We start from the raw sequence: 20671 nt of genomic DNA, 5'->3' as shown, positions 1-20671 counted from the left end.
CATGATCCGCTTCCCACCACCACTGCGCCCGGGTGACCGCATCGGCGTCACAAGCCCGTCGAGCGGGGTGCCCGACTCCCTCAGACCCCGCCTCGACTTCGCGGTCGGCTGGCTGCGCGAGCGTGGCTACGAGGTCGAGGTGGGCGAGTGCATGGGCCAGCCCAGCCACGTCAGCGCGCCGGTCGAGCAGCGCGCCGCCGAGCTCAACCGGATGCTGCTCGATCACACCATCAAGGCGATCGTGCCCCCGTGGGGTGGTGAGACCGCGATCGACCTCGTCGACCGGATCGAGTACGACGCGCTCCAGCACCTCGAGCCGACGTGGGTGCTCGGGTTCTCCGACACCACAACCTGGATGCTCCCGCTGACCCTGCGTCTGGGCTGGGCCACGATGCACGGCACCAACCTGATGGACACGCCGTACGCCGCCGCCGACGGCCTCGTGCACTGGACCGACCTCGCGGCCGCCACCGAGCCGGTCACCCAGCGGGCCACCGGCGTCTTCGGCCGCAACGGCTACGGCGACTGGGAGACCGACCCCACCGACGACACCTACAACCTCGACGAGCAGGGCACCTGGGAGGTGCACGGTGGGGGAGGGCTCGACGTCACCGGCCGGCTGATCGGTGGCTGCATCGAGACGGTCAGCAACCTCACCGGGACGCAGTACGGCGATGTCGCCGGGTTCGGCCGCGAGCACGCCGACGAAGGGCTGATCGTCTACCTCGAGGCCTCCGACGATCCAGCCCTGGAGATCTGCCGCAAGCTGCACGGACTGCGGCTGGCTGGCTGGTTCGATGACGCCGATGCCATCCTGATCGGACGCACCAGCGCCCCGGACTCGGGCGAGTTCAGCCAGCGGGACGCGGTGGTCGACGCCCTCGGCATGCTCGACCTACCGATCGTCTTCGACATCGAGTGCGGCCACGTGCCGCCGCACCTGCCGCTCGTCAACGGCGCCCTCGCCCACGTCACCGTGGCCGGCACGACCCGCGAGATCACCCAAGAGCTCGCGTGAGCCGCACCAACGCCGACGGCCAGCAGATCGGCGATGCCGTCGACTGGTCGCCACGAGAGCGGCCCGTTCCGGTGACCCTGACCGGCAAGCACGTGCGCATCGAGCCGACGTCGCAGGCCCACCGCGACGGTTTGTACGACGTCCTGTGCGGGCCCGACGACGCCGCGGTGTGGACCTACATCAGCGAGGAGCAACCCACCTCAGTCGAGGCGATGGGGGAGCGGATCGACGGTCTCGTTGCCCGATCCGGTTGGGTGACCTTCACGATCCTCACCGACGCCGGCCCAGCGGGCATGGCGTCCCTGATGCGCATCGACGCCGACAACGGGTCGGTCGAGATCGGCCGGATCATCCTGGGCACGCCGCTCCAGCAGACGCGAGCGGCCACAGAGTCGATGATGCTGTTCGCGCGGCACGTCTTCGAGGACCTCGGCTACCGCCGCTACGAGTGGAAGTGCGACAGCCTCAACGGGCCGTCGCGCCGGGCCGCGCTGCGCCTGGGCTTCGTGTGGGAGGGCCGGTTCCGCAACGCACTCGTCTACAAGGGGCGCAACCGCGACACCGACTGGTTCTCGATCACCGACGGCGAGTGGCCGGCGCTCGCCGCGGCCTACGACACGTGGCTCGACGACGCCAACTTCGACGCCGACGGTCGTCAGCGCCTGGCGCTGTCCGACCTCACGCGTCGGGCGGACGTCGCCCGCTGAGCCGGCCGGCTGCCCACTCGCCCTCGGCCACCTCGGCAAGGCTGGTGACGGTCGCCCACACGGCCCCGTGCTGGAGGTCGGCGGAGTGCGCCGCGGCGTACTCCTGACCGGCTGTGTTGTTGGCCCGGTCGACCGCCGAGTCGGCGGCGTCCGACGAGCGCTGCTCGTGGGCCAGCGCCAGCGCGCTCGCCGCTTCGCGGCCGTAGCGGGCGGTCAAGAATGCCTGCCAGGAGAAGTGGCGCACGGCATTCTGCTCGCGCCACTCGCTGGGGTGTCGCCGGGCCGCGATGACGAGGGCGGCCGCCGACGCGGCGACCATGCCGAGGGCGTCGCGGTGGCTGGCGCCGCTGCCTCGCGCCGCGGCGTACAGACGGGGGACTCCGCTGGTGGCGGCACGGATCGCGTTGCCGAGAGACATGCCGGAAGTCTGGCACTGCGTCACGAGCCGCCGGCTCGTGGCGACTGTCGGTGAGCCGTGGGAGGGTGAGGTTCATGGACCAACGCATCAGCTTCATCACCCTCGCCGTGCGCGACCTCCCGGCGTCACGCAGGTTCTACGTCGACGGCCTGGGCTGGGAGTCCGCGGTCGACGTGCCCGGCGAGGTGCTGATGTTCAAGGTCGCCGACAAGGTCGTGCTCTCCCTGTGGGACGAGACGGCCTTCGAGGCCGAGGTCGGCCAGCCGATCAACCGGGGCGGAGGCGTCGCGCCGATCACGCTGTCCCACAACTGCGCGACCACCGACGGCGTCGACCAGGTCCTCGAGTCGGCCCGCGAGGCCGGCGCCGACCCGGTGCAGACAGGTGCAGAGCGCGAGTGGGGTGGCTACTCCGGCTACTTCGCCGACCCCGACGGCTTCCGCTGGGAAGTCGCCCACAACCCCGGCCCCATCGGACAGGAAGTGCTGCCATGAGTGACGACCCAAAGCAGAAGCTGAGCCACGACGACGTGCTCGCCGCCGGCCTCGACGACTGGAGGAAGATCCTCAACTCGCTCGCTGCGCGGTTCCTGACGGGTGACTTCGCCACGGGCCTGGCACTGGTCGACCGCATCGGCGCTGCCGCCGAGGAGGCCGGCCACCATCCCGACATCACGCTCACCTATCCGTCGGTCGCCGTCACCCTCTCCAGCCATGACGTCGGAGGCCTCACCTCGCGCGACATCGACCTCGCGCGACTGATCAGCTCCTACGCCGCCGAGGCAGGTGTGCAGTCCGACCCGGCGTCGCTGACCCGTGTCGAGCTGGGGCTCGACGCCGCCGACGGTGAGCGGCTCGTGCCGTTCTGGGCGGCGTTGACCGGTGCCGAGGCCAAGCAGGGCGAGGCCCTCGACCCGACCGGCCAGGTGCCGACGATCTGGTTCCAGGGCATCGACCTCGACCACGAGCGGGCCGAGGGAGAGGTCGAGCAGCGTTTCCATCTCGACGTCTGGGTGCCTCACGACCAGGCCGAGCAACGCCTGCAAGCCGTGCTCGATGCCGGCGGCTCGCTGGTCAGCGATGCGGAGGCGCCGGCGTTCTGGGTCGTCGCGGACGCCGACGGCAACCGCTCGTGCATCTGCACGCCGCTCAGCAGGTAACGCGCCGCGCGATCACATGATGGGACACGCGTTCCAGCATGTGGGACGCGTGACACACTGGCTTGACGACGGAACGCGACGGCGAGCAACGTAAGCGCATGCGCACTGACATTCTTGTACGCACGCGACGCGTGAGCTGAGGCCCCAAGCCTCGCTGCACACGCGTCACCCCTCGCCGCCCGCCGGGCCGAGGGGTTTTTTGTTGGCCGAGCAACGACGATGAGGAACCGACGAGATGAGTGAGCAGGGCGCGACCGGTGAACAGCTCACCGGTGCACAGAGCCTGATCCGATCGCTGGAGCACGCGGGCACGGAGACGATCTTCGGCATCCCCGGCGGAGCGATCCTGCCGGCGTACGACCCGTTGATGGACTCGACCCAGATCCGGCACATCCTGGTCCGCCACGAGCAGGGCGCGGGTCACGCCGCCCAGGGGTACGCCGTGGCAACCGGTCGCGTAGGGGTCTGCATGGCCACCTCCGGTCCCGGTGCCACCAACCTCGTCACGCCGCTGGCCGACGCCCACATGGACTCCGTGCCGCTGGTCGCCATCACCGGCCAGGTCGGCGCCAACTTCATCGGCACCGACGCCTTCCAGGAAGCCGACATCTGCGGCATCACGATGCCGATCACCAAGCACAACTTCCTGGTCACCGACCCGGCCGACATTCCGCGCACCGTCGCCGAGGCGTTCCACATCGCCTCGACCGGCCGCCCCGGCCCGGTGCTGGTCGACGTCGCCAAGTCGGCGCTCCAGGCAATGACGTCGTTCGCCTGGCCGACCGAGCTGTCGCTGCCGGGCTACCGCCCCGTGACCCGACCGCACAGCAAGCAGATCCGTGAGGCGACCCGGCTGATCCTCGAGTCGCAGCGGCCCGTGCTCTACGTCGGCGGCGGCCTCATCCGCGCGGCCGCGTCCCGCGAGCTGCGTGAGCTGGCCGAGCTGACCGGCATCCCCGTGGTCACCACGCTGATGGCTCGCGGCGCGTTCCCCGACAGCCACGCGCAGCACCTCGGCATGCCCGGCATGCACGGCACCGTCGCCGCGGTGGCCGGACTGCAGCGCAGCGACCTGATCATCAGCCTGGGCGCGCGCTTCGACGACCGCGTCACCGGCAACCTCGACTCGTTCGCGCCACTCGCCAAGGTCATCCACGCCGACATCGACCCGGCCGAGATCGGCAAGAACCGGCACGCCGACGTCCCGATCGTTGGCGACTGCCGCGAGGTCATCGCCGACCTGGTCGTGGCCCTGCGTGCCGAGGTCGAGGCCGGCAACACCGGCGACTACGAGCAGTGGGTCGATTTCGTCGCCGGCATCAAGAAGACGTACCCGCTCGGCTACGACACGCCTGCCGACGGCAGCCTCTCGCCCCAGTACGTCATCGAGCGGCTCGGCGCGATCGCCGGCCCCGAGGCGATCTACTGCTCGGGCGTGGGCCAGCACCAGATGTGGGCGGCGCACTTCGTCGGTTACGAGAACCCCCGCACCTGGATCAACTCCGGTGGCCTCGGCACGATGGGCTTCTCGGTGCCGGCGGCCATGGGCGCGAAGGTCGGCCGTCCCGACGCCACGGTGTGGTCGATCGACGGCGACGGCTGCTTCCAGATGACCAACCAGGAGCTCGCCACCTGCGCCATCGAGGGCATCCCGATCAAGGTGGCGATCATCAACAACGAGTCGCTCGGGATGGTCCGGCAGTGGCAGACGCTCTTCTACAACGAGCGCTACAGCAACACCGACCTGCACTCGAAGCGGATCCCCGACTTCGTCAAGCTCGCCGACGCCTATGGCTGCGTGGGCCTGGCGTGTGACGACCCGGCCGACGTCGACGCGACTATCGAGAAGGCGATGGCGATCGACGACCAGCCCGTCGTCGTCGACTTCCGGGTCCACCGCGACGCGATGGTGTGGCCGATGGTGGCCGCCGGCACGAGCAACGACGCGATCCTGTACGCCCGCGACCTGGCTCCCGAGTTCGAGGAGGACGCCCTGTGATGTGCGCCGTTCGTGCGTCGAGTAGCGAGCGCAGCGAGCCTATCCAGACCCAGGAGGTCACCCCATGACCAAGCACACCCTCTCCGTGCTGGTGGAGAACAAGCCCGGCGTCCTGGCCCGCATCGCCGGCCTCTTCAGCCGCCGTGGCTACAACATCGACAGCCTCGCGGTCGGCCCGACCGAGGATCCCGAGGTCTCGCGCATGACCATCGTCGTCGCGGTCGACGACTCCCCGCTCGAGCAGGTGACCAAGCAGCTCAACAAGCTGATCGAGGTCCTCAAGATCGTCGAGCTCGACGGCACCGCATCGGTCAACCGCGAGCTGCTGCTGGTGAAGGTGAAGGCCAACGCCGACACCCGCGGCCAGGTGCTCGACGCCGTCCAGCTCTTCGAGGCCAAGGCCGTCGACGTCACCCTCGACGCCGTCACCATCGAGGTCACGGGCACCAGCGACAAACTGGCCGCGTGCCTCGCCGTACTGCAGCCGTTCGGCATCCGCGAGCTCGTGCAGTCCGGCATGGTCGCGATCGGTCGCGGCAGCCGCTCCATCACCGAACGCACCGTCCGACCCGTGCCGGTCGCGCCCGCCCGAGCCGGTGTCGCGTCATGATCCCCCGCCTCAGCGGGGGACCGTCACCTTTGTGACGCAGGCAATCCCCACAAACCTCACGACACGCTCACAAACGTTCCGCCAAACACCCAACACAAGGAGAGCCGCACCGTGGCTGAGATGTTCTACGACGACGACGCTGACCTGTCCCTGATCCAGGGCAAGAACGTGGCCGTGATCGGCTACGGCAGCCAGGGTCACGCCCACGCCCTGTCCCTGCGCGACTCGGGCGTCGACGTCCGGGTCGGACTGCAGCCCGGTTCCAAGAGCCGCGCCAAGGCCGAGGCCGAGGGCCTGCGTGTCCTCACTCCCGCCGAGGCGGTCGAGGAGGCCGACGTCGTCGTGATCCTCGCGCCCGACCAGCACCAGCGGAAGCTGTACGCCGAGGAGATCGAGCCGCACCTCGCCGCGGGCGACACCCTGGTCTTCGGCCACGGGTTCAACATCCGCTTCGGCTACATCACCCCGCCCGAGGGCGTCGACGTCTTCATGGTCGCCCCCAAGGGTCCCGGTCACCTCGTGCGTCGCGAGTACGTCGACGGCCGCGGCGTGCCCGTGCTCGTGGCCGTGGAGGCCGACGCTTCGGGCAAGGCCTGGGACCTCGCCCTGTCCTACGCGAAGGGCATCGGCGGCCTTCGTGCCGGCGGCATCAAGACGACCTTCACCGAGGAGACCGAGACCGACCTGTTCGGCGAGCAGGCTGTGCTCTGCGGAGGCGCCAGCCAGCTGGTGCAGTACGGCTTCGAGGTCCTGACCGAGGCCGGCTACCAGCCCGAGGTCGCGTACTTCGAGTGCCTGCACGAGCTCAAGCTCATCGTCGACCTGATGTACGAAGGCGGCATCGCCAAGCAGCGCTGGTCGGTCTCCGACACGGCCGAGTTCGGTGACTACGTCTCCGGCCCCCGCGTGATCACTCCCGACGTCAAGGCGAACATGGTCGCCGTTCTCGAGGACATCAAGAACGGCAAGTTCGCCGAGCGGTTCATCACCGACATGGACAACGGGTCCCCGGAGTTCACCAGGTTCCGCGAGCAGGGCGAGCAGCACCCGATCGAGCAGACCGGTCGCGAGCTGCGCAAGCTGATGGCCTGGGTCAAGAGCCACGACTCGGATTACGTCGAGGGCACGTCAGCTCGCTGAGCAGCGGGAAGCAAACGGGCGGCGACGGCGTTGGGCCGGTCATGCGTATCGAGATCTGGTCCGACGTCGTCTGCCCGTGGTGCTACATCGGCAAGCGCCGCCTCGAGACCGCACTGGCCGGCTTCGAGCACCGTGACGACGTCGAGCTGGTCTGGCGCTCGTTCCAGCTCGACCCGTCGGCACCGACGAGCCCGGTCGAGACCGTCGCCGAGCACCTGGGTAGCAAGTACGGCGGCGGCCAGGCCGCGGGCCAGCAGATGGTCGACCGGGTCGAAGCCGTGGCCGCCGAGGAGGGCCTGCTCTTCCGTCTGGGCCAGGCTCAGCGCGTCGGCACCATGGACGCCCACCGCTTGTTGCACGCAGCGGGGGAGCGGCGCGGCGCGCTCAAGGAAGCGCTGTTGGAGGCCTACTTCGTCGACGCCCGCAACGTCGCCGACCACGCGGTCCTCACCGAGATCGCCACGTCGGTCGGACTCGACGCCGAGCGCGTGGCCGCCGTCCTGGCCGGTGACGTGCACGCCGACGAGGTCGAGGCAGACATCCGCCAGGCCGCGGCGTACGGCGCGACCGGCGTGCCCTTCTTCGTCGTCGACGAGAAGTTCGCCATCTCCGGCGCCCAGCCGGCCGAAGTGTTCGCCCAGGCTCTCGACCAGGCCTGGGCCGCGGGTCACCCGCAGCTCAGCGTGCTCGCGGGCGGGGACTCCGAGGCCTGCGGACCGGACGGCTGCGCGATCTGACGCCACTGTGGCAAGACCACGACAGACATAGGTTAGGCAAACCTAACGGTCGGGCGTAACATCCCATTTCGTGTTCGCGAACTTCCTGATCGGCCTGCGTGAGGGCCTCGAGGCATCGCTGGTCATCAGCATCCTCGTCGCCTATCTCGTCAAGTCCGACCGACGCCACCTCCTGAAGTGGATCTGGCTCGGCGTGGTCTCCGCGGTGGCGCTGAGCGTCGGCTTCACGCTCTACCTCGGCTTCCAGTCGCGCCAGCTCGACTTCCGCTCCCAGGAGATCCTCGGCGGCACGATGTCGCTGCTCGCCGCCGCCTTCGTGACCTGGATGGTCTTCTGGATGGCCAGGGCCGCCAAAGGCATCGCCCGCAACCTGCGCGGCCGCATCGACGACGCCGCCGACAGCCCGCTCTCGCTGGTCGTCATCGCCTTCCTCGCGGTCGGCCGCGAGGGCATGGAGACCGCCGGCATCCTGTGGACCAACACCCGCAACGCCACCGGACGTGACATGCCCGACGGCTTCGAGACCAACTCCGGCCCGCTGATCGCAGCGATCGTCGGCATCCTCGTCGCCATGGTGCTGGGGTGGTTCATCTACCGGGGCGCTCTCACGATCAACCTCACCCGCTTCTTCACCTGGACTGGCGCGGTGCTGATCGTGGTCGCCGCCGGCGTGCTGTCGTACGGCGTGAAGGACCTGCAGGAAGCCGGCGTGCTGCCCGGTGCCGGCCGCACGCTCTTCGACATCTCGGCGTACCTCAACGCCAGCTCCTGGTACGGCTCTCTGCTGGCCGGGCTCTTCAACTTCACGCCGTCGCCGAGCGTGCTGGAGGGGCTGACGTGGGTGCTCTACGTCGTACCAGTGATGGCCCTGTTCCTGTGGGTCATCCACCGCCGCTCCGCGGCTCCGAAGCCTGCTCCCCAGCCCGTCTCCTCCTGAACCCGACTCACCCCGAAGGACACCCGTGAAGCGCACCCTCGTCGCGACGTTGCTCGTCGCCCTCCCGGTCCTGGCCGCCTGCGGCACCGAGAGCACCAAGCAGTCCGCCGGCGATGGCGACGCCGCCGACGCCCGGAGGGTTGCGGTCGAGTCGTCCGACGACGCCTGTGGCCTGTCGGGCACCGAGGCCCCGGCCGGCACGCTGACGTTCAACGTCGCCAACTCCGGCAGCGAGGTCACCGAGTTCTACCTGCTCGCCGAGGACGGATTGCAGATCGTCGCCGAGGTCGAGAACGTCGGCCCGCAGAGCACCAAGCCGCTCACCACCCAGGTGCCGGCCGGAAACTACGTCACCGCCTGCAAGCCCGGCATGAAGGGCGAGGGCATCCGCGCCGACTTCGTCGTGACCGAGTCCGACGCCGCCGACGTCACCGCCGACGACCAGGAGCTCATCGACCAGGCGCAGGACAACTACGCGGCGTACGTCGAGGACCAGTCCGCGCAGCTGCTCGTGAAGACCGGCGAGTTCGTCGACCTCTACAAGTCCGGTGACGACGACGCAGCTCGCACGCTGTACGCCGACGCCCGCACCCACTGGGAGCGCATCGAGACCGTCGCCGAGTCGTTCGGTGACCTCGACCCCAAGATGGACGCCCGCGAGGCCGACCTGGCGCCCGGTGAGAAGTGGACCGGCTGGCACCTCATCGAGAAGGACCTCTGGCCCGCGCGTGCCGAGGGCTACCAGGCCCTGACGGACAAGCAGCGGGCGACGTACGCCGATGACCTGCTTGCCAACACCGAGACGCTCGACGGCCGCATCCAGGAGCTCACCTACACGATCGACGAGATCGCCAACGGCTCGCGTGGCCTGCTCGAAGAGGTCGCGAGCGGCAAGGTGACGGGCGAGGAGGAGTACTGGTCGCGCACAGACCTCTACGACTTCCAGGCCAACGTCGACGGCGCCAAGGTGGGCTTCGAGGGCGTCAAGCCGATCCTGGAGCAGAAGGACCCCGACCTCGCCGAGCAGCTGCAGGCGCGCTTCGACGAGCTGGAGGTGCTGCTCGACGCCCAGCGGGCCGGCGGCGGCTTCACGCTGTACGACGAGATCGAGCAGGACGAGATCAAGGCCCTGTCCGACGCTGTCAACGCCCTGTCCGAGCCGCTCTCGCGGCTGACCGCGGCCGTGCTGGCCTGACCAGGTCGTTCGTGATGACTGAGCCCACCGCACACCCCGTCTCCCGGCGCCGACTGCTCGGCGGCGGCGTCGCCGCTGCCGGCATCGTCGCCGGGGCCGGGGCCTTCGCGGCAGGTCGGCTGACCGAGAGCGATCCTGCGGGAGCGGCCTCGCGCCCGGCGTCGTACGCGTTCCGTGGCGACCACCAGTCGGGCATCACCACCCCGGCGCAGGACCGGCTGCACTTCGCCGCCTTCGACGTGCTCGCTACCGCCGACCGTGACGACCTGGTCGAGCTGCTGAAGGCCTGGACCGCCGCCGCAGAGCGGATGACGCGCGGTGAGCCGGCCGGCGAGATCGGCCCGGTGGAGGGTGCGACCAACCTGCCACCCGACGACACGGGCGAGGCGATCGGCCTGCCGGCGAGCGGCCTGACGATCACGTTCGGCTTCGGTCCGTCGCTCTTCCGTGACGCCGACGGCAAGGACCGCTTCGGGCTCGCCGACCGCCGGCCCGAGGCCTTGGAGGAGCTCCCACACTTCCCGGCCGACGTGATCGACGCGGGCCGGTCGGGTGGCGCGCTCTGCATCCAGGCCTGCGCCGACGACCCGCAGGTCGCCGTACACGCGATCCGCAACCTGGCGCGCATCGGCTTCGGCACCGTCAGTGTGCGGTGGTCGCAGCTCGGTTTCGGGCGTACGTCGACGACCTCCACGTCGCAGTCGACGCCGCGCAACCTCTTCGGCTTCAAGGACGGCACCGCCAACGTCAAAGCCGAGGAGGCCGACGCCCTCGACGAGCACGTGTGGGTCGACGGCTCCGACGACCAGGCCTGGCTCGCGGGCGGCTCCTACCTCGTGGCGCGACGCATCAACATGCGCATCGAGACCTGGGACCGCCAGCCGCTCGGCGACCAGGAGATGTTCGTCGGCCGCAGCAAGGGCGAGGGCGCGCCGCTGTCGGGCGGCAAGGAGTTCACCGAGCCCGACTTCGACATGGGGGGCAGCAACAACGAGCCGATCATTCCCACCGACGCGCACGTGCGGGTCGTGCACCCCGACGCCAACAACGGGGTCCGGATGCTGCGCCGCGGCTACAACTTCGTCGACGGCAGCGACCCACTTGGCGGCCTGGACGCCGGGCTCTTCTTCATCGCCTACGTGCGCGACCCGCGCACCCAGTTCATCCCGATGCAGCTGGCGATGTCGCGCCAGGACGCGCTGATGGAGTACCTCAAGTTCACCTCGTCCGCGATCTTCGCCGTACCGCCCGGCGTGCGCGCGGGGGAGTATGTCGGCCAGTCGGTGTTCGCCTGATTGCTAGCGGTACTCCGGGTTCGGCTGCTCGAAGTCGAACCTCTCGCCGTCGTCCCAGGCGCTGCGCTGGTTGCCGTGCGCGGGGACGCCGCCGGCCGTCTTCAGCAGCTGCGCGAAGTGCATGAGGTTCCACGTCATGAACGTGGTGTTGCGGTTGGTGAAGTCGTTCTCCGGCCCACCCGAACCCCCGTCGAGGTAGGACGGCCCCGGCCCCACCTCGCCGATCCAGCCGGCGTCGGCCTGCGGCGGAATCGTGTAGCCGATGTGCTGGAGGCTGTAGAGGATGTTGGACGTGCAGTGCTTCACGCCGTCCTCGTTGCCGGTGATCAGCGCGCCGCCGACCCGGCCGTAGAACGCGTACTGCCCGTGCTCGTTGGTCTCGCCGGAGTGGGCGTAGAGCCGCTCGATGACCTGCTTGGTGATGCTCGAGTTGTCACCGAGCCAGATCGGGCCGGCAACGACGAGGATGTGGGCCGCCTCCACGCGCGGCCACAGCTGCGGCCACTCGTCGGTCGCCCACCCGTGCTCGGTCATGTCGGGATAGACACCCGTGGCGATGTCGTGGTCGACCGCCCGGAACTGGTCGACGCTCACGCCGTGCTTCTCCATGATCGCCGCGCTGATGTCGACGAGCCCCTGCGTGTTTGAGAGCTCGGGGGAGCGCTTGAGGGTGGTGTTGATGAACAGGGCCTCGAGGCCCGTGAAGTCCCACTCGTTGTCAGCCATGGCTCGACAGTAGCGGCGCGTACGGCGCCGGGGACCGGCCAGATGTGACGGATCCCGAACGTCCGTCGGCCGCTCGCGGGTCAGCTATTGGGCGGGGGAAGAGCGGGTTCCCACTGGCTCCAGTCTACGGCGACGCCGCGGCTGCGGAAGCCGTCGATGGCCCCACTCAGCCCTTCGGCTGCCCGCCGCGGCGCCGGGGTGGCGCCGGTGTTCTCGACGACTACTTCCACACCACCGCCGGTGAGGCTGACCCGGAGCACGCAGGGTGAGACGGCCGCGGAGCTCAGCCAGCCGAACCACGGGATGCGCCGTGCCCGGAAGCCGCTGGCATCGCGGTCCTTGGTCCGGAAGCCGGCGAGGTCCAGGGCGCTGGAGAGCGTGTCGAGCACCTCGCCCTGCGCGGCGTCGAGGTGCATCGTCATGCGGGGACGCGCGAACGTGCGCGACCATCAGCGTCGCCCGGATGCCGGGATAGTCCAGTCGCAATTCGTCGTACGACGGCCCGCGAGACGACAAGTTCCGACTGGACTACCGGGCGATGTCGGAGTGCGCGACGATGAACCCATGAGCGAGCACACGCTGGACGCGACCCGCCGCCTCGGTGTCGAGACGACGGGCATCGAGATCATCGACGAGGCCGACCGCACGGCGCGACCCGTCGACCTGTTCTGGCCGTGGTTCGCGGCCAACGTCAGCGTCTTCGGCCTCAGTTATGCGGCGTTCATCCTCTACTTCGGCATCTCGTTCTGGCAGGGCGTGCTGGTCGCGGTCGTCGGCGTCGTCGTGTCGTTCGCGCTCTGCGGAGTCATCGCGATCGCTGGCAAGCGCGGCTCCGCGCCGACGATGATCCTCAGCCGGGCGGCGTTCGGCGTCACCGGCCAGAAGGTCCCCGGCGTCATCTCATGGCTGGTCTCGATCGGCTGGGAGACGTTCCTCGCGATCCTGGCCGTGCTCGCCACCTCCACCATCTTCGACCGCCTCGGCTGGGGCGGCGGCACCGGCACCAAGATCGTCGCCGCGGCCGTGGTTGCGGCACTGATCGTCAGCGCCAGCGTCGCGGGTTACCACGTCATCATGCGGATGCAGTCGTGGCTGACCTGGATCACCGGCATCGTCTCGGTGCTCTACATGGTGCTCACCATCGACGACATCGACTGGTCGGCCGTGCAGGCGATCCCGTCGGGCTCCAACCAGGCGGTGATCGGCGCGCTGGTGATGGTGATGACCGGCTTCGGACTGGGCTGGATCAACATCGCCGCCGACTGGTCGCGCTACCAGTCCCGCGGTGCGTCCAACGCCGCCATCGTCGGCTGGAACACCTTCGGTGGCGCGCTCGCGCCCACCATCTTGGTGGTGTTCGGGCTGGCGCTGGCCGGCTCGTCGCCGGAGATCCTCGACGGCGTGGCCGCTGACCCGATCGGCACGCTCGCCACCCTGCTGCCCACCTGGTTCCTCGTACCGTTCCTGCTCGCGGCGATCCTGGCCCTGGTCAGCGGCGCGGTGCTCGGCATCTACTCCTCGGGACTGACACTCCTCTCCCTGGGTGTACGCCTGGCCCGGCCGCACGCGGCCTTCGTCGACGGCGTACTCCTCACGATCGGCACCATCTATGTCGTCTTCTTCGCCGACAACTTCATCAACCCCTTCCAGAGCTTCCTGATCACCCTCGGGGTCCCGCTCGCGGCCTGGGCCGGCGTGATGATCGCCGACATCGCGCTCCGCAAACGCGACTACGACGACGTCGACCTGTTCGACCCCAACGGTCGGTACGGCGCGTTCGACTGGGTCTCGATCGGCACCCTCGTGGTGGCATCGCTCGTCGGCTGGGGGTTCGTCATCAACACGTTCTCCGACGACGCCTCGTGGAACAACTGGCAGGGCTACCTCCTCGGCCTCGGCTTCGGCGGCAAGGACGGCGCGTGGGCGTTCGCGAACCTCGGCGTGCTCTTCGCCCTGCTGATCGGCTTCGTCGTGACGTACGTCGCCCGGCGCGGAACGGTGGCGCGCCAGGAGGCGTGAGGTCGAGCCGGATCAGAGTCCCCTGCGGGCGCTGATGCGGTCGGGGGCTGCGATCGACGCGCGGGTGAGCCCGTCCGCCGCGAGGTCGGGATTGGCCGATACCGCCGGCTGCAGCAACCTCGGAGATCATCGACGGCTTCGGCACCGTGGTCAACGGGGTGGCGGCAGGTGTCGAGGTGGCCGGTGCGCTCGTGGCCGGGGTCCGCGCCCTCGTGCGCGACGGCTTCTCGCAGCTGGTGGGCTACGGACTCTCCAAGCTGGCCCAGCTGCTGAGCCTGGTGCTCGCGCCCAAGGCCATCGGGGAGATCTGCGCCAAGGTCACGGAGTGGACCGCGAAGATCGGCACCTTCCTCAAGAACCTCATCAGCTCGATGGGCAAGCTCGGCGAGGTGCTCGATGACATCTTCGGCGCCCTCGGCACCGCGGGGTCGAAGATCAAGACGGTCGACAGCAGCGACTACGACTTCAACGCGATCGAGAAGGCGGTCAAGGAGGGTGCGGCGGTCGGCGGGGGGCACTTCCCGAGCCTGGCGAGCGTGGCCAACACCGGTCTCGGCGAGTCGGCCAGGCACACGGGCGGGCTCGACGACCGACCGAACTGAGCGGGGGTCCGGACTGAGACCGGATCGGGCCGGGTCCGCGACGCGAGGTAGGCTGGGCCACGCACAGCGTCGTGCACCTCGACCATGTTCCATGATCTGTCTTGAGGACCCGCTGTGACTGACAAGCCCGTCGTACTCATCGCCGAAGAGCTCAGCCCCGCCACCGTGGACGCGCTCGGCCCCGACTTCGAGATCCGCAACTGCAACGGTGCCGACCGCGCCGAGCTGCTGTCCGCGATCGTCGACGCCGACGCGATCCTGGTGCGTTCCGCCACCAAGGTCGACGCCGAAGCACTCGCCGCCGCGAAGCGTCTCAAGGTCGTCGCCCGCGCCGGTGTCGGCCTCGACAACGTCGACGTGAAGGCCGCCACCCAGGCCGGCGTGATGGTCGTCAACGCGCCGACGTCCAACATCGTCTCGGCCGCCGAGCTGGCCGTCGCGCTGATGCTGGCCGCCGCCCGCCACGTGAGCCCCGCGCACGCCGCCCTCAAGAACGGCGAGTGGAAGCGGTCGCGCTACACCGGCATCGAGCTCTACGAGAAGACCGTCGGCATCGTCGGCCTCGGCCGCATCGGCGTACTCGTCGCGCAGCGGCTCAGCGCCTTCGGCATGAAGGTCATCGCTTATGACCCCTACGTGCAGGCCGGCCGCGCCGCGCAGATGGGCGTCCGCCTCGTCGACCTCGACACCCTGCTCGCCGAGGCCGACTTCATGAGCGTCCACCTTCCGAAGACCCCAGAGACTGTCGGCCTCATCGGTGCCGACGAGCTCGGCAGGGCCAAGCCGCAGCTGGTGCTCGTCAACGCCGCGCGTGGTGGCATCGTCGACGAGGCCGCGCTCTACGACGCCCTCAAGACCGGCCGCATCGCAGCCGCCGGCCTTGATGTCTTCGCCAAGGAGCCGTGCACCGACAGCCCGCTCTTCGAGCTCGAGAACGTCGTCGCCACGCCGCACCTCGGCGCATCGACCGACGAGGCGCAGGAGAAGGCCGGCATCGCCGTCGCCCGCTCCGTCGTCCTCGCCCTCTCCGGTGAGCTCGTGCCCGACGCGGTCAACGTCCAGGGTGGCGTCATCGCCGAGGAGGTCCGACCCGGCATCCCGCTCACCGAGAAGCTCGGCCGCGTCTTCAGCGCCCTGGCCGGCGAGGTCGCCCAGCAGATCGACGTCGAGGTCCGTGGCGAGATCACCGAGTACGACGTCAAGGTGCTCGAGCTCGCCGCCCTCAAGGGCGTCTTCACCGACGTCGTCGAGGACCAGGTCTCCTACGTCAACGCCCCCCTGCTCGCCGCCGAGCGCGGTACGGCGGTCCGGCTGGTCGCCGACCCCGAGAGCCCCGACCACCGCAACCTGATCACCATCCGCGGCACCCTGGCCGACGGGTCCCAGATCTCGGTCAGCGGCACGCTGGTCGGCCTCGGGCAGCGCGAGCGGCTCGTCGAGGTCAACGGGTTCGACGTCGACATCGAGCCCACCGACCACCTGGCGTTCTTCAGCTACGAGGACCGCCCGGGCATGGTCGGCACCGTCGGTGGCATCCTCGGCGACGCCGGCGTCAACATCGCCGGCATGCAGGTCGCCCGGGACGCCAAGGGCGGCTCCGCGCTGGTGGCGCTGTCGGTCGACTCTGCCATCCCGGCCGAGACGCTGGCCGAGATCCAGGGCGCCATCGACGCCACGTCGGTACGCGCGGTCAACCTGTCCTGACCGTCCTCGGTGGTCGAGTGCCCGCGAGGGACGTGCGGGTGTATCGACCCGGGTGTATCGAGACCGGGGTGAGGTCTCGATATGGGCTCGCTTCGCATCGCCCTACTCGACCAACGAGGGCCGGACAATCAGGCCACCATCACCCGCCCCCGGCGCGAGCCCGGCTCGCTGCCGGCGTCGGAGATGACGATGTCCCAGGCGACGGCCAACCGTCGGGCGGCCTCCTCGAGCTCGTCGACGGGACGCGTCCACGGGATCCGGACGAACCGGTCGAGGCCGCCCTCGGCGGCGAACACCGGCCCCGGCGCCACGATCACGCCGTGCCGCTCGGCCTCGACGGCGAGATCGGTGCCAGCGGCGCGAGGCAGCTGACACCACAGCGCCAGTCCGCCGGTGGGCACGTGGAACGTCCACGACGGCAGCTCGCGGCGTAGCGCGTCGACGAGGGCATCGCGCTGGGTGCGCAGCTGGACGCGGTGCGCGGAGACGATGGTGGCGCGATCGGCCAGCAGCCGGCTCAGCACGAGCTGCTCCAGCACCGGCGAGCCCAGGTCGAGGCCCAGTCGGGCATTGATGAGCCGCTCGACGTGCTCGTGCGGGGCGCGCAGCCAACCCAGTCGCAGGCCACCCCAGAACGTCTTGCTCGAGCTCCCGATGGTGATGGCGCCGGGCGAGTGGTGCGCGAACGGCAAGGGCATCTCCTGTCCCTCCAGGGCGAGCGCCTCGTGGGCCTCGTCGATGACGGCGATCGTGCGCGTGCCGGCCAGGTGCCGGGCCAGCGTGACCCGCTGGTCGTCGGTCATCAGGTGCCCGGTCGGGTTCTGGAAGTCGGGGATCAGGTAGGCCAGCTTCGGCGACGTCTGCCGGAGTACGGCCCGGGTCGCGTCGAGGTCCCAGCCGTCGGGGTCGACCGGCGACGGCACGATGCGCGCCCCGCTGTGCCGGATGGCAGCAACCGCATTCGGGTAGCACGGCGACTCCACCAACGCCCGGTCGCCGGGCCCGGTGAACGCCTGAGCGACGATCGACGCGGCCGACAGCGCCCCCGGCGTCACGAGGATCTGGTCGGGCTCGGTCGGCAGCCCGCGTTCGTCGTACGTCGCGGCGATGGCCTGCTGGAGCTCGGGCACGCCAGCCACGAAGTAGCCCGGCCCAGAGAGGTACGCCGGCAGCTCGGTCGCCGCGGCGGCGAAGGCCGTGCCGACCCCCGCCGGTGCGGAGGTGGCCGCGCAGCTGAGGTCGATGGCGTCGGCGTCGCCGGGCCGGGGGAGCAGGGCCCGGTCGAGGGCTCGGGTGCGACCGCTCGGGACGCGCGTGAACGTGCCGGCGCCGACCCGGGCCTCGGCGTACCCCACCTCACGCAGGGCGGCGTACGCCCGGGTCACCGTGGTGCGGGAGACCGAGAGCGTGGCGGTCAGCTCGCGCTCGCTCGGCAGCCGGGTGCCGAGCGCGATCCGGCCGTCGCCGATGAGCAGGCGCAGTGACTCGGCCAGACCGGCGTACGCGGGGGAGCGGTCGAAGTCACCGACGAGAGTGGCAACGCGTTGTGGGCTGATCGAGGCGGCCATGCAGGCCACTCTTCCACGATTGGCTATTCATTCCAAGTCCAATCGACGTCAGAATATTGATCGTGACTCGTACGCCGCTGGCCCACCTGACCCCCCTCGAGCAGCTCCGCGCCCCGCGCCTGCCGCGCCGACTCGTGCAGCTGACGCTCGGCCTGGTGCTGTACGGGTTCTCGATGGGGATGATGATCGAGGCCAGCCTGGGCCTCGACCCGTGGGACGTGCTGCACGCCGGCCTGGCCGAGCAGACCGGCCTGAGCTTCGGCACGATCGTCATCGTCGTCGGCTTCGGGGTGCTGCTGCTCTGGATCCCGCTGCGGCAGATGCCCGGCCTCGGCACTGTCGCCAACGCCATCGTGATCGGCGTCGTCTCCGACATCTCACTCGCGCTCATCACGCCGCCCGACGCACTCACCCTGCGGCTGGCGATGTTGCTCAGCGGTGTGGTGCTCAACGGCCTGGCCGGCGCGCTCTACATCGGCTCGCAGCTCGGCCCCGGGCCGCGTGACGGGCTGATGACCGGCCTGGTGCGTCGTACCGGACTCTCGGTCCGGCTGGTGCGCACCTCACTCGAGGTGATCGTGCTCGCGGTCGGCTGGCTGCTCGGCGGCGCGGTGGGCCTCGGCACGGTCGTCTACGCGCTCGCGATCGGGCCGCTGGTGCACACGATGCTGCCGTGGTGCACGGTCGACGTCGGAGCCGAGGAGCCGGTGCTCGACCCCGAGGTCGACCGGCCGATCGCCAGCTAGGGTCTCGATACGCTCGCCACTCGACCTCCGATATCGCTGGCGCTCGCTACTCGACCACCGATATCAGCGGCGGGTGGCGATGACCGCAGACGCGTCCGAGGCGATCATCACCTCGACTGCGGTGAACCGCTCGTCGGTCAGCCACTCCTCGCGCAGGGTGTCGACCCGGCCCCGATGGATCGGCGGCCAGACCTCGCACGGGGTGAAGTCGTCGAGTACGACGAGCCCGCCGGGCTCCACGAGGTCGGCGACCGCGTCGACCCGCACGCTGTCGGGCTCACCGGAGTCGAGGAACAGCAGCGAGAACGGACCCTGGTCGGTCAGCGTCGACCAGTCGGCGGCGAGCACGTCGACCGACGGGTCGTCCTCGAAGATCTCGGCGGCGGCGGTCGCCAGCTTGGGGTTGAGCTCGGCGGTCACGATGCGTACGTCGGTGCGCACTCCCGAGCGCAGCCACGCCGTGCCGACGCCGCACCCGGTGCCGAACTCCGCCATGGTGCCGCCCCGGGTCGCGGCCAGGGTGGCCAGCAGTCGTCCGGTCTCGTTGCGGCAGAACGCCACGTAGCCCGCCTTGCGGCAGACGTCGAACGCGCGGGCGACGATGTCGGGCAGGTCGGGAGGAGCACTCATGGGGCGAGTCTTTCATCCTGGACCAGATGTCTCGACATGTGGCCAGTTCGAGAATCGTGGTGCACGGCCCCGCGGGGTGGGCGTACCGTTCCTCTTACTATGCGGAGCGTGTTCGTACTCATCGGCTGCCGCGGCGAGGCCTGACAGATCTGAACTGTCCACCGGGGCCTACTCGCCGCGGTGTGTTCGACGTGCGGTCCCGGAGCTTTGGTCAGACTCCCGCCACGCGAACCCGAGGAACCGCCATGTACGACATGTACCCCGAATGGGGACCCGCCAGCCACAGCCCCGAGAACCCGCACAGCGCCGAGGCAGCCGCCCGCGCAGTCCAGGCTTCTCTTGACCTGCGAGACAACGGCGGCCAGACGCCCGACGACAACTAGCCTCGCCCTCCATGAGCTCTTTGCAGAACGCCGCATCCAGCATCCGACTCGCCGTCATCGCCGGCGACGGCATCGGGCCAGAGGTCACCACCGAGGCCCTCAAGGTGTTGGAGGCGGTCGCGCCGGTCAAGGTCGAGGCCACCCGCTACGACCTGGGCGCCGAGCGCTACCTCGCCACCGGTGAGGTGCTGCCCGACGCCGTGCTCAGCGAGATCCGCGAGCACGACGCCATCCTGCTCGGTGCGGTGGGCGGAAAGCCGAACGACCCGAACCTCCCGCCCGGACTCCTCGAGCGCGGGCTGCTGCTGCGGCTGCGCTTCGAGCTCGACCACTACGTCAACCTGCGCCCCAGCCGGATCTTCCCGGGCGTCACGTCGCCCCTGGCCGCGCCCGGCAACGTCGACTTCGTGGTGGTCCGCGAGGGCACCGAGGGCCCGTACACCGGCAACGGTGGCGCCCTGCGCGTGGGCACGCCCGCCGAGGTCGCCACGGAGGTCAGCGTCAACACGGCGTACGGCGTGGAGCGCGTCCTGCGTGACGCGTTCACCCGCGCCGCCCACCGGCCGCGCAAGAAGCTCACCGTGGTTCACAAGACGAACGTGCTCGTGCACGCCGGGTCGTTGTGGTGGCGGCTGACCCAGGAGGTCGCTCGCGACTTCCCGGAGGTCACCGTCGACTACATGCATATCGACGCGGCGATGATCTTCATGACGACCGACCCGGCCCGCTTCGACGTGATCGTCACCGACAACCTCTTCGGCGACATCATCACCGACCTCGCCGCCGCCATCACAGGGGGCATCGGGCTGGCTGCGTCGGGGAACATCAACCCCGACCGCACCGCACCCTCGATGTTCGAGCCGGTGCACGGGTCGGCGCCTGACATCGCCGGCCAGCAGAAGGCCGACCCCACCGCGGCGATCCTGTCCGTGGCGCTGCTGCTCGAGCACCTCTCGTACGCCGACACCGCGGCTGCGGTCGAGGCGGCCGTGATCGCCGACCTCGCCGCCCGCCTGCCGGGGGAGACCCGGACGACGGGCGCCGTGGGCGACGCGATCGTGGCTCGCCTCGGCTGACT

General features: G+C 69.9%; 22 protein-coding genes. 17 read left to right on the top strand and 5 right to left on the bottom strand.

Annotation, left to right across the window (positions count from 1 at the left end; translation table 11 throughout):
• Position 1 precedes the first annotated feature (1 nt).
• On the top strand, positions 2–1018 hold the full coding sequence (locus H4Q84_RS05730; RefSeq protein ID WP_248582442.1) for a S66 peptidase family protein: 1017 nt from the start codon (positions 2–4) through the stop codon (positions 1016–1018).
• On the top strand, positions 1015–1725 hold the full coding sequence (locus tag H4Q84_RS05725) for a GNAT family protein (RefSeq protein WP_248582441.1): 711 nt from the start codon (positions 1015–1017) through the stop codon (positions 1723–1725). Before H4Q84_RS05730 ends, H4Q84_RS05725 begins: the two co-directional genes overlap by 4 nt.
• Here H4Q84_RS05725 and H4Q84_RS05720 read toward each other — a convergent pair.
• Positions 1697–2143: a hypothetical protein gene (locus tag H4Q84_RS05720; RefSeq protein WP_248582440.1), complete on the bottom strand. Its 447-nt coding sequence runs from the start codon at positions 2141–2143 to the stop codon at positions 1697–1699. The two genes, H4Q84_RS05725 and H4Q84_RS05720, sit on opposite strands and share 29 nt — an antisense overlap.
• Before the next feature lie 74 nt (positions 2144–2217).
• Here H4Q84_RS05720 and H4Q84_RS05715 point away from each other — a divergent pair, with 74 nt between their 5' ends.
• The 9 genes from H4Q84_RS05715 to efeB all read left to right on the top strand — a co-directional run bounded on the left by H4Q84_RS05715 (position 2218) and on the right by efeB (position 11215).
• Entirely contained in the window at positions 2218–2637 is a 420-nt protein-coding gene (locus H4Q84_RS05715; protein ID WP_248582439.1) for a VOC family protein, read from the top strand.
• Positions 2634–3302, top strand: a complete 669-nt coding sequence (locus H4Q84_RS05710) for a 4a-hydroxytetrahydrobiopterin dehydratase (protein WP_248582438.1) — start codon at positions 2634–2636, stop codon at positions 3300–3302. Before H4Q84_RS05715 ends, H4Q84_RS05710 begins: the two co-directional genes overlap by 4 nt.
• A 235-nt stretch (positions 3303–3537) precedes the next feature.
• Positions 3538–5301 carry an acetolactate synthase large subunit gene (locus H4Q84_RS05705; protein WP_248582437.1) on the top strand — a complete coding sequence of 588 codons (1764 nt, stop codon included), beginning with the start codon at positions 3538–3540 and terminating at the stop codon, positions 5299–5301.
• 64 nt (positions 5302–5365) lie between these two features.
• Positions 5366–5911, top strand: coding sequence for an acetolactate synthase small subunit (gene ilvN / locus H4Q84_RS05700; RefSeq protein WP_248582436.1), 546 nt, complete (start codon positions 5366–5368; stop codon positions 5909–5911).
• Positions 5912–6022: 111 nt separating this feature from the next.
• Entirely contained in the window at positions 6023–7051 is a 1029-nt protein-coding gene (gene ilvC, locus H4Q84_RS05695) for a ketol-acid reductoisomerase (RefSeq protein WP_282580315.1), read from the top strand.
• A gap of 41 nt (positions 7052–7092) precedes the next feature.
• Positions 7093–7788: a DsbA family oxidoreductase gene (locus H4Q84_RS05690; RefSeq protein ID WP_248582435.1), complete on the top strand. Its 696-nt coding sequence runs from the start codon at positions 7093–7095 to the stop codon at positions 7786–7788.
• 70 nt (positions 7789–7858) lie between these two features.
• Positions 7859–8725: an iron uptake transporter permease EfeU gene (gene efeU / locus H4Q84_RS05685; protein ID WP_248582434.1), complete on the top strand. Its 867-nt coding sequence runs from the start codon at positions 7859–7861 to the stop codon at positions 8723–8725.
• Positions 8726–8750: 25 nt separating this feature from the next.
• The gene (efeO, locus tag H4Q84_RS05680) at positions 8751–9920 is read left to right on the top strand and encodes an iron uptake system protein EfeO (RefSeq protein ID WP_248582433.1); all 1170 of its coding nucleotides are present in this window, start codon (positions 8751–8753) and stop codon (positions 9918–9920) included.
• 14 nt (positions 9921–9934) lie between these two features.
• Positions 9935–11215 carry an iron uptake transporter deferrochelatase/peroxidase subunit gene (efeB, locus tag H4Q84_RS05675; protein WP_248582432.1) on the top strand — a complete coding sequence of 427 codons (1281 nt, stop codon included), beginning with the start codon at positions 9935–9937 and terminating at the stop codon, positions 11213–11215.
• A 3-nt stretch (positions 11216–11218) separates the two neighbouring features.
• On the opposite strand, the gene H4Q84_RS05670 is transcribed toward efeB, so the two are convergent.
• Together H4Q84_RS05670 and H4Q84_RS05665 are read right to left on the bottom strand one after the other, a co-directional pair.
• On the bottom strand, positions 11219–11941 hold the full coding sequence (locus H4Q84_RS05670; protein WP_248582431.1) for a flavodoxin family protein: 723 nt from the start codon (positions 11939–11941) through the stop codon (positions 11219–11221).
• A gap of 80 nt (positions 11942–12021) precedes the next feature.
• Positions 12022–12363, bottom strand: a complete 342-nt coding sequence (locus H4Q84_RS05665; RefSeq protein ID WP_248582430.1) for a hypothetical protein — start codon at positions 12361–12363, stop codon at positions 12022–12024.
• A 142-nt stretch (positions 12364–12505) separates the two neighbouring features.
• Between H4Q84_RS05665 and H4Q84_RS05660 the strand changes: the two genes are divergently transcribed.
• From H4Q84_RS05660 to serA, 3 genes are all read left to right on the top strand, one after another.
• The gene (locus H4Q84_RS05660) at positions 12506–13960 is read left to right on the top strand and encodes a cytosine permease (RefSeq protein ID WP_248582429.1); all 1455 of its coding nucleotides are present in this window, start codon (positions 12506–12508) and stop codon (positions 13958–13960) included.
• 146 nt (positions 13961–14106) lie between these two features.
• Positions 14107–14562, top strand: a complete 456-nt coding sequence (locus tag H4Q84_RS05655; protein ID WP_248582428.1) for a hypothetical protein — start codon at positions 14107–14109, stop codon at positions 14560–14562.
• 114 nt (positions 14563–14676) lie between these two features.
• Positions 14677–16266, top strand: a complete 1590-nt coding sequence (gene serA, locus H4Q84_RS05650; RefSeq protein ID WP_248582427.1) for a phosphoglycerate dehydrogenase — start codon at positions 14677–14679, stop codon at positions 16264–16266.
• Between the two features lie 128 nt (positions 16267–16394).
• Here serA and H4Q84_RS05645 read toward each other — a convergent pair whose 3' ends face one another.
• Positions 16395–17834: a PLP-dependent aminotransferase family protein gene (locus H4Q84_RS05645; protein WP_248582426.1), complete on the bottom strand. Its 1440-nt coding sequence runs from the start codon at positions 17832–17834 to the stop codon at positions 16395–16397.
• Positions 17835–17896: 62 nt separating this feature from the next.
• On the opposite strand from H4Q84_RS05645, the gene H4Q84_RS05640 reads away from it, so the two are divergent.
• Positions 17897–18580: a hypothetical protein gene (locus H4Q84_RS05640; RefSeq protein WP_248582425.1), complete on the top strand. Its 684-nt coding sequence runs from the start codon at positions 17897–17899 to the stop codon at positions 18578–18580.
• 63 nt (positions 18581–18643) lie between these two features.
• Here H4Q84_RS05640 and H4Q84_RS05635 read toward each other — a convergent pair whose 3' ends face one another.
• Complete coding sequence (locus tag H4Q84_RS05635; RefSeq protein WP_248582424.1) at positions 18644–19210, bottom strand: class I SAM-dependent methyltransferase; 567 nt, start codon at positions 19208–19210, stop codon at positions 18644–18646.
• Positions 19211–19455: 245 nt separating this feature from the next.
• Here H4Q84_RS05635 and H4Q84_RS05630 point away from each other — a divergent pair, with 245 nt between their 5' ends.
• Together H4Q84_RS05630 and H4Q84_RS05625 are read left to right on the top strand one after the other, a co-directional pair.
• Complete coding sequence (locus H4Q84_RS05630; protein ID WP_248582423.1) at positions 19456–19593, top strand: hypothetical protein; 138 nt, start codon at positions 19456–19458, stop codon at positions 19591–19593.
• An 11-nt stretch (positions 19594–19604) separates the two neighbouring features.
• Positions 19605–20669, top strand: a complete 1065-nt coding sequence (locus H4Q84_RS05625; RefSeq protein WP_248582422.1) for a 3-isopropylmalate dehydrogenase — start codon at positions 19605–19607, stop codon at positions 20667–20669.
• The last annotated feature ends 2 nt before the right edge of the window (positions 20670–20671 follow it).

This window comes from Nocardioides sp. InS609-2, from assembly GCF_023208195.1.
Classification (GTDB): Bacteria; Actinomycetota; Actinomycetes; order Propionibacteriales; family Nocardioidaceae; genus Nocardioides.
This window is presented reverse-complemented; position numbering and strand designations above follow the sequence as displayed.